Consider the following 9,014-nt stretch of genomic DNA (forward strand, 5'->3'; position numbering starts at 1 on the left):
CCCGCATGTTTCGGAGCCTGTCGGTCACCCCGGCCGCCTTCGGTGATGCCGCTCCTGTCGCTGCAACTTCGGAAAATGTCGAGTGGTCACCGTCGACTGGGGTGGTGGCCGCGAAACGGTCCGGTGGTCGAACGAACTACCAACCGGGGGTCGAGTAAGACAGTGTCCGGGGTACCGCCAGACACCATCGACAGTGCCGAGTCGATCGCGAACTGGGACATCGCACTCATGTTCTGCGCGACAGTCGTCAGCTGCAGGTAAGACAGGTCTGCAAGCCGCGAATCGTCGTATCCCACAACTGAGATCTCCCCGGGAACGTCGATTCCCGAACGCACGAGCGTATCGAGAACCCCTGCCGCACACCGGTCGTTGAACGCTATGACACCCGACGGAAGTCGATCGCCGCTCAGCAGCCTGTGCATGGCCTCCGCACCGCTGGCTTCGGTGGAACCGCCCACTGCGATCTCCACATGAACTCCGAGACGACGTCCGCGGTCTAGGACTCCACGCCTCCGATCCTCACTACCAGGTGCATCGAATCCGTCGATGTGGACGATTTTTCGATGACCAAGCGAGACAAGGTGTTCGACCGCCAATCCAGCACCCGCAAAGTCGTCGGAACGAACCGAGACGACACCCTCAGCGGCACTGGCTCGGGCAACGACGACCGCCGGCAACTGCGTAGCGATCTCGGTCAACTGAAAGTCAGACATTCTCGAGCCCAGCAACACGACGGCTTCGCAGCGCTCTCTCAGCACTGTGCGCAACGCTTCGTGCTCCGACCGCCTCGGCGTGACAGCACTGATGATGATGTCGTAGCCGTGCCCTACCGCCGCCGGATAGAGGTGCTCCACGAGATCACCGTGGAATGCCTGACGGACCTCGAACGTGACGCCGATCAGCCGGGACGCGCTCTGCCTCAGCTGCTGTGCGCGCCGATCAGGGACGTAGCCGAGCTCGTCCGCTATGGCCATCACACGAGCCCGCGTCTCGTCGCTCGCACCGCCGACACCCCGCATGACGATCGAAACCAGAGCCGGCGATACCCCGGCCGCGCGAGCGACATCGACCATTTTGGGAGTGGAGCTCGGTCTGGGTTTCGGCACGACGCTCCTATCCGGTTGGAGGTACGGGTCTTGACCGATGATGGCACACCCTCTACCGTTCATCGAACTAGAACGTACTAGTAACTCCCACCTCGACTTTTTTGGAGCATTCGATGTCACCGACCGACCCCGTACGCATCGCCCTTATCGGAGCAGGCCGCATCGGAGCGAACCACGCCGAACTCGTAGCGCAACGCGTCGTCGGTGCCACCCTCGCGGCCGTGAGCGACCCGATCGGTGACGCAGCCGCCCGGTTGGCAAAACAGCTGGGCGCGCCGATGTCCACGACCGAGGTCAAGGACGTGCTCACCTCGGACGACATCGACGCGGTACTCATCGCGGCGCCCGCGCGCAGCCACACCGATCTCGTGGTTGCCGCAGCAGAGGCAGGCAAGCACGTCTTCTGCGAGAAGCCCATGGCCGTCACGCTCGCCGACGCAGACCGTGCGATCGCCGCTACGGATACCGCCGGTGTCGTTCTGCAGGTCGGCTTCAACCGTCGGTTTGCCCCGGGTTTCATCGCTGCCCGCGAGGCGATCGACGCAGGCCGCATCGGCACTCCACAACTGCTCCGGTCGCTCACCCGCGATCCCGGCCCCTGGGGCGGAGACCCGACGCGGGTCCCGCAATGGACGATCTTCCTGGAGACGCTGATCCATGACTTCGACACACTCTGCTTTCTCAACCCGGGTTCGTCGCCTGCTCGCGTGACGGCCCTGGCGGACGCGCTCATTCGGCCAGACGCTAAAGAGCTCGGACACCTCGATACTGCAGTGGTCACGGTGGAGTTCGACAACGGCGCTATCGCGACTGCCGAGGCCAGCTTCTCCGCGCTCTACGGATACGACGTCCGAGGAGAAGTATTCGGGTCCCAGGGCATGGTCACCGCGGGCCGGGGAAACACGACCGACATGGTGCTGTACGGGAGCAAAGGAATCGAGATCGATACCTCACGCCGCGATACAGACCTATTGGGGACGTCGTACGTCGGCGAGTTCACAGCCTTCGCCGAAGCGATCCGGTCCGGCCGACCCGCGCCCGTCACCGGCCGTGATGCACGCACAGCGCTCGCGGTCGCACTCGCTGCCATACGCAGTGTCGAAACCGGAGCAGCCGTTCGTCTGGACGAGGTCGCATCATGAGTACTTTCACTCTCGCTGCTAGCGCCGAAATGCTGTATCTGGACTTGCCTTTCGTCGAACGTGTCCGAAGAATCCACGCACGGGACTTGCAGGTCGAAATCTGGAATTGGGCAACCAAGGACATCGATTCACTCATCGAAACCGGAGCAATCTTCTCGTCGATGACCGGATACCTCGAAGGCAACCTCACAGAAAACGACGGTATCGACGAACTGTTGCGCACCGCTGCAATGTCGCTCGACGTGGCAGAACGCCTGGATTGCCCTCGATTGAACCTCCACGGTACCGGGCTGGACGGCGATGGGCTTCCGGTCAGACCGGTCGAGATCGTCACGCCCACCATGTGGCTCACCGCCGTGGACACCCTGCGCCGCATAGCGGAACTGGGGGAAGCCGCAGACCGAGTGTTCACCCTCGAGAATCTCAACCTGACAGTCGACCATCCCGGAACGCCTTTCGCCCGAGCGTCCGACACCCTCGCCCTCGTCAGGGCGGTCGACAGCCCCCATTTGAAGATGAACCTCGATCTCTACCACGCGCAGATCGGCGAGGGGAACCTCATCGATCTCGTGACCGAATCGCTTCCCCACATCGGCGAGATCCAGGTGGCCGATGTTCCCGGACGGTGTGAACCGGGAACGGGCGAAATCAACTACATGGCAATAGCAGCAGCCCTCGACAAACTCGGGTACACGGGAGTCGTAGGCCTCGAAGGCTGGGCAAGCGGCGACCCCGACGTCGCCCTGGACGCGTTCGTCACCGCATTCTCCCAATAGAAACTCCTCCGGGCCCATGGGAAGCAGGGTGTGATCCACTTCTCATATCGCCTGACGCTGTCCGGAGCGCCGAAGTTCTCGACGCCATGACCGAATCGGTTGCATCGGGACGGTGGATTCGGCCCGGTCGTCGATGAACGTGTTCGTGAAGGCAGGTCCGGACACCACAAGAAGGCGGTGGAGACCGACCCTGATCGGTTCGTCGTCACCGATGAACGCCCTTCCCACAACGGTGCGGTGGCACAGATGGCCGAAACTCCAACCGTCCCATCAACAGCACCATCAGGTGCAGATTCACGAGGTATGACCATGAGTTCTGTTCGTATTGCCGGAGCACCTATTTCTTGGGGCGTCTGCGAAGTCCCGGGCTGGGGTTACCAGATCTCTCCCGACCGAGTACTGACCGAGATGCGCGACGCCGGGCTCACCGCTACAGAGGTCGGCCCGGAAGGATTCCTGCCCGCCGAGCCCGAGAAGCTCGCGGCCACCCTCGAGCGCTACAGCCTGACGTCGGTCGGGGGCTTTGCACCGGTCCTGCTCCACGACGCCGAGCACGATCCGGTTCCCGGGATCACCCCGCTACTGGATGCGTTCGTGGCGTCGCGCGCCGAAGTCCTCGTACTCGCTGCGTCCACCGGAAGCGAGGGATACGACTCGCGTCCGGCCTTGGACGACGCACAGTGGTCTACTCTGCTTCGCAATCTCGACCGGTTGCAGGCTGCCGCAGCGGAGCGAGGCATCCGGGCTGTGTTGCACCCGCACGTCGGGACTCTGATCGAGCGACGCGAAGAGGTGTACCGGGTACTGGACGGTTCGACCATCCCGTTGTGTTTGGATACCGGACATCTTCTGATCGGCGGCACCGATCCACTAGAATTGGTCACGAAGTTCGCTAATCGCATCGCCCACGCCCACCTCAAAGACGTCTCGCTGGCGCTGGCATCCCGTGTGCAGTCGGGTGAGCTCACGTACACCGAAGCCGTCGCCCAGGGCATGTACATGCCGCTCGGCACCGGAGACGTCGACATCGCCGGTGTCGTGAGCGGTTTACTCCACGCTGGATTCGAGGGCTGGTTCGTCCTCGAACAGGACACCATACTCACCGCCGAACCCACGGACGCCGGTCCAGTACTCGACGTCATCGCGAGTGTCGAATATCTGCGTGGCGTCGTCGAACGCGCAGGTGTTCCCGGATAGTTGCCGCGTTTCAGCAGACGACCCGCCGAGTACAGAAGCGTCAACGGATAGATACGTACGAAAGTCCGTATCTATCCGTTCCGCACTCGACGTTTTGGGCGGTCGACTTTATCCTTGATCTGCTTCGCGGTTCCGCTCCCCGATCTCGACGGTTGATCCGAACACAGGAACCTCGAAGGACTGAGTGCGCGAACACAACTCGTCCTTCCAGCCGATGCCAAACCGGAATAGCAGATGGCCTGTCGCAGAGGCAGTTTCGACGGCGCGGCGACGATGCTTCCCATCCCGGCTGCAGTGATCGCCCACGCCGATCCGAACCCAGTCGCCCCGACCTCGTAGGCCCCCGCACCGGCGCGGTCAACGCCATCAACCATGCGATGTCGATGGCAGAATCCGGCGTCGCTGCTCCGAATGAAGTCGACGGCTCTGGTTAAGAAAGACGCTGCCCGTGGCTGTCGCTCTGTTTGCTCGGTCGAACTACAGGTTTACTCAGCGACGGTGAGGCGGCCGAGGTCGTCGAGTAGTTCATCCGCGATTGCGAGGTCACTGCGGAGGTCGCGATCGGCGGGACTATCAGGGAGGGCAGCGCAGAGGGTGGCCGCAGCTGATGCGATGCCGGCTAGATGCGGAATCATGTTGCGGTGACGCAAGAGTCGGATGGTGCCGATCAGTTCGCACGCGAGTAGGACTCGGTACGCTGCTACTGATCGCTCTAGCTGATGGACGGCCTGTGAGGCGAAGGTTGCGTCTTCTTCGGCGCCGCGGGAGAGGACCAGGGTGCCGACGGATGCAGGTTGTGCTGCGTTCCGAATTTCTGCGATAGCGCCGGCTGCTACGTATTCGACCATCATCAGCCCCGAGAAACCTTCTGGTCCGGTAGCGAGAAAGGGTCGAGCAAAGTTGGTCTCGGGATCGTTGATCATCCGAATCCGCGAATGGGTGATGGGCGCAGTCAGCGCGAGGGCGAGTGTGGTGCCGTCGAGTTCGAGCGAGAGTGATGCCTGATAGAAGGCACCGTGGTGGATCACTTGGTCGCCGTCGACGTCGAACAACGGGTTCTCCTGCGCGACGTTCATCGATCGTTCCACCTGGGCGGCCAGCGAATTGAGCGATGCGGTCACCGTGGCCTGGACGACCGGGTAGACACGAAGCCCGTAGGGGTCTTGAATGCGTGCGGGTTTCCATTGCCCGGGGATGCTCGACGCCAGCATGTTTCGCAGCCTGCTGGTCACCTCGGACGCTTTCGGTGACGCCGCTGCTGTTGCTGCTGCCTCAGAGAATGTCGAGTGATTACCTCCGAGCGCGATGAAGCTGAGCATGTAGATGACAGCGGAGGCGTCGTCGAGGCGTCGAAGTTCGTCGATGGCAAGACACGCTCGACCGATGGTCAACGCGCTGCTGCTCATGAACGGCAGGGCACTGTCGGCCGTCCACGGGGGCATCGGACGAATCGGTCGCGTTGCGGGCCGCTCTCCCACGAGGGTGAGCGCGGTCCCGGCCAGGGCCGCGAGGTCGCCGGTTCCGATCGAGGCGTACTGCAGGATCTCCGGAAGCGTGTCGTCGTTGAGCATCGACTGAAGACCGACCAATGTTTCGGGGTCGTGTCGACTTACCGCCGAAAGGACTCCACTGCATCGGGCTTGGTGGATCTAGACGCCCGTCGAACCCGGGTCATTCGGTTTCTAGTGGGTTCGGGCACACTAGTAATCGGAGTCATTGGACTGCTCAGTGCACCGTCGGAGGAATATAGCGGCTTGCGGGTCCATCTAGTCGTCGCGATCAGCCTATCGGCCTTGCCGGTTGCACTGCGCTGGTTCCTCGGTCGTTGGCCCGGTCCAGGTCTACTGACTGCATTCATCGTGTACTCGGATCTGTCGATTGCTGCCGGTCTATTGGCGAAGGACGTGGGATTGACTGCGATCGGCGGCACGGTCCTGTTCCCCGTCATCACCACTCTGGCCGTGGTAGCGATGCCCCTACTCCACTGCGTCGCCCACATGGCCTTCGCGACAGTCGTTCTCGCGCATGTGGCCGTACGCACGGTGCACGCCGAGGTCGCCAGCGACTGGGTCGTCGTCGCACATAGCTTGACCATGCTGTTGATGTTCGCGTCTCCACTGATCCTGATGGTGTACGTGAGCGAGCTCCGTTCACGCGCCAAAGAGTCACTGGTAGATCCGCTGACCGGTCTGCACAACCGTCGAGGACTGTTCGCTGCCCTAGAGGCCAACGCTGCGACGAACCCCTTTTTCGAACCGACTGTGATGTCCGCCGTCGCCGCGGACGTCGACGGAATGAAGAGTGTCAACGACAACTACGGACACCACATAGGCGACGCAGTGCTCGTCGACGTGGCCCAGCATCTCCGAGCGCTGGCCGACAACCGCTGGATCATCGCACGACTGGGCGGTGACGAATTCGCTTGTATCGCCATCGGTCGACCCGCCGATCTCGCTGCCCCGACCACAAACCTGGTCTCGGGCTTAACTCAGGCCCAAGTGGTGTCCGGACGCACCGTCAGCGTCGGGTCGGCATCGGTGAGAATCGACGCATCCTGTGATGTGCGACAGTCTGCGCACGAGGTGCTTCGCATCGCCGATTGGGAAATGTACTGGAGAAGGCGGACGCATGGGCGCGCCTAGACCTCACTGCACGAGCGGATTCAAACTCTGACGTAAGAAGATAGGGTGCCCACGAGTCCTTACAAGTCAGTGCCTCGCAATCTCCTACTCACATTAATCGAGTGCGCGCGAGCATCAGAGAGCCGTGATTCCGAACATTCTATCCCGTGCGTAGGTTTTAGCCTAATCCACGTCGACCATTACCTTCGACGCCGTGCGATCGAAGTACTTGAGCTTGGTGTCGGACGCCGCGACGTCACAATCCAACTGAGTTGCAGCAATGCGCAGGGAGGCGCATCACTGCTGAAGACTACAATCGTTCTCATTCTATTAGACGTTGGGGTGCGCCGTGACCTCAGGAACTGGAGAAGGGCAATGCCGGCAATGTGAGGAGGGCGCATCCACGGGGGCGCTTATCGGATCATCGGGATCTACTGAACCGAATGAGAGTGCGAATGAGAGTTCGAGTTCGTCCGAGACGCCGAGAACATCACGGACCTCGTCGGCAAACGCTGGCACTAGGGTCTGCAGGACACCGTAATATCCCCTGGATTCCAATGCCAGCAGGAAAGCGTGGGCATAAGCGCCGACGTCATCGGCGGTGCGTACCTCGTCGTCGGTGATTGGCATGAATAGAAATGCCACGTGGGGCGCACCGTGAAAGCGTAGATACTCGGGCTGCATTTCCTGCCCGAGCTTGATATCCGGAGACTCGTCACCGGGAACACCGTGCAAATTCGGGCCGGTGTTCTTCGCGTGATCGGAGCACGTTGCGTCTGCATAACCGGTTGCCAGAATGGGTGGTTGTTGTACGGAATCGAACTGCCCCAGTGTGCGCTTACTATGGGCACTTCTTCTCGCGCCGGACACGACGTGAACGGTCCAAGAATTAATGGTGTTTGCATTCGGGAATATCGAGGCGTCCGCGAGCACCTCCTCGATGTCCGTTACCGACATTGGAGTGGGCAAGAACTTCCGGTCCGAGTGATGTCCCCGAATTACGTCGAACAACATCCTTTCCATCGAGCAACTCCGCTTCCATGATGCATTACATAATTAGATCTTGTCGGATACTACCCCGTTGTCGACCGTGGTGCTAGCGCTCTTGCATCCCTGGACCCCGTCGATTTCTCGCCGATCTACAGAGGTGGGTTGTGCGAACATGACTACAACCCCGACCCGCTGGCATTCTTGACCGCGTAACAATTCGCCAGGACTTCTTCGGTGTGTTCCCCGAGTTCTGGACCCAGACTATGAATTTTGATCGACTGCTGCCCGATCACCGGGACGATTCCGGGAAGCCGACCTCGACCGGATCGGGCCCACCGGCGTCCACCATGAAGTTTTGAATCATATTGCGTGACAGCATCTGTTCTTCTCGACAGAGATCAGCGGCCGTGTTGATCGGCCCGCTCGGCACCTCGGCAGTGTCGAGCGCCTCCAGCGCCTCGGCCCGGGTGAGAGTTGCGGCCCAGGCACCGATCGCGTCATCGAGTTCGTCGCGGCGCTTCCATCACCCCGCGCCGCCGGCCAACTCGGGATCGGTGGCCAAGTCGTCTCTCCCGATTGCATGCATGTAGCGCACGAAAATGCCGTCGCCGTTCCCCGCAACCAAGATGGACAGCCCGTCCGAACAGGTATACGCATTCGACGGCGCTATCCCTTCCATCCGACCACACAGCCGCTTACGCTCCGTGCCGTAGGCGAGGTAGTCAGGAATCAACAACTCCATCACCGAGAACATGGATTCGCTCAGCGCCACGTCGACGATCCTGGACTCGAGCGGTAGTGGACCCTCGTCGACCGATCGAGAGCGATTGCGCAGCAGGGCCATAACGGCACCGAAGCCTGCATACAGCGCGGCGATGGTGTCACCGATCGACACTCCGACTCGCACCGGCGGCCGGTCCGGATCACCGACCAACTCACGAACGGTTCCGACATCGTTGTCGACGTCGTCGAGGAACCCGGTGTCGACGCCTACATCTACGGCCGCACCGTCGAGGATGCGTCGAATCTCGGCACTGTCGGGGCGCAGATCATCGCGCGCATCCCCGATATCGCGACCCCGTCGCAGGGCGATGTCATTCGTATCGCCCCGCGCGCCGAGACGGTGCACTACTTCTCGACGAAGACGGGATTGAATCTGCGCCCCTGAGCAGAGATCAGGAA

The 9,014-nt window shown here is 61.5% G+C and carries 7 protein-coding genes and 1 pseudogene; 4 read left to right on the forward strand and 4 right to left on the reverse strand.

Going from position 1 to position 9,014, the window contains the following annotated elements:
* Nucleotides 1–86 precede the first annotated feature (86 nt).
* Nucleotides 87–1,106 (reverse strand): LacI family DNA-binding transcriptional regulator, encoded by a 1,020-nt coding sequence (locus ASG84_RS15485; protein WP_327213077.1) that lies wholly within the window; start codon nt 1,104–1,106, stop codon nt 87–89.
* A 113-nt stretch (nt 1,107–1,219) separates the two neighbouring features.
* On the opposite strand from ASG84_RS15485, the gene ASG84_RS15490 reads away from it, so the two are divergent.
* From ASG84_RS15490 to ASG84_RS15505, 3 genes are all read left to right on the forward strand, one after another.
* Entirely contained in the window at nt 1,220–2,248 is a 1,029-nt protein-coding gene (locus ASG84_RS15490; RefSeq protein WP_057477943.1) for a Gfo/Idh/MocA family oxidoreductase, read from the forward strand.
* Entirely contained in the window at nt 2,245–3,024 is a 780-nt protein-coding gene (locus tag ASG84_RS15495; RefSeq protein ID WP_057477944.1) for a TIM barrel protein, read from the forward strand. Before ASG84_RS15490 ends, ASG84_RS15495 begins: the two co-directional genes overlap by 4 nt.
* Before the next feature lie 309 nt (nt 3,025–3,333).
* Nucleotides 3,334–4,221, forward strand: coding sequence for a sugar phosphate isomerase/epimerase family protein (locus ASG84_RS15505; protein WP_057477951.1), 888 nt, complete (start codon nt 3,334–3,336; stop codon nt 4,219–4,221).
* Between the two features lie 485 nt (nt 4,222–4,706).
* Here ASG84_RS15505 and ASG84_RS15510 read toward each other — a convergent pair whose 3' ends face one another.
* Nucleotides 4,707–5,870: an aromatic amino acid lyase gene (locus ASG84_RS15510; RefSeq protein ID WP_082521016.1), complete on the reverse strand. Its 1,164-nt coding sequence runs from the start codon at nt 5,868–5,870 to the stop codon at nt 4,707–4,709.
* A gap of 144 nt (nt 5,871–6,014) precedes the next feature.
* Here ASG84_RS15510 and ASG84_RS15515 point away from each other — a divergent pair, with 144 nt between their 5' ends.
* The gene (locus ASG84_RS15515) at nt 6,015–6,863 is read left to right on the forward strand and encodes a GGDEF domain-containing protein (RefSeq protein WP_156399543.1); all 849 of its coding nucleotides are present in this window, start codon (nt 6,015–6,017) and stop codon (nt 6,861–6,863) included.
* Nucleotides 6,864–7,172: 309 nt separating this feature from the next.
* Here the strand turns inward: ASG84_RS15515 and ASG84_RS15520 are convergent, their stop codons facing one another.
* A complete protein-coding gene (locus ASG84_RS15520; protein ID WP_082521017.1) occupies nt 7,173–7,865 on the reverse strand; it encodes a nitroreductase family protein in 693 nt (230 codons plus the stop codon).
* Nucleotides 7,866–8,008: 143 nt separating this feature from the next.
* Nucleotides 8,009–8,895: pseudogene (locus ASG84_RS26995) on the reverse strand (CoA transferase); the annotation flags it as partial.
* Nucleotides 8,896–9,014: the final 119 nt, after the last annotated feature.

This window comes from Rhodococcus sp. Leaf278 (genome assembly GCF_001426085.1).
In the GTDB taxonomy this organism is placed as follows: domain Bacteria; phylum Actinomycetota; class Actinomycetes; order Mycobacteriales; family Mycobacteriaceae; genus Rhodococcoides.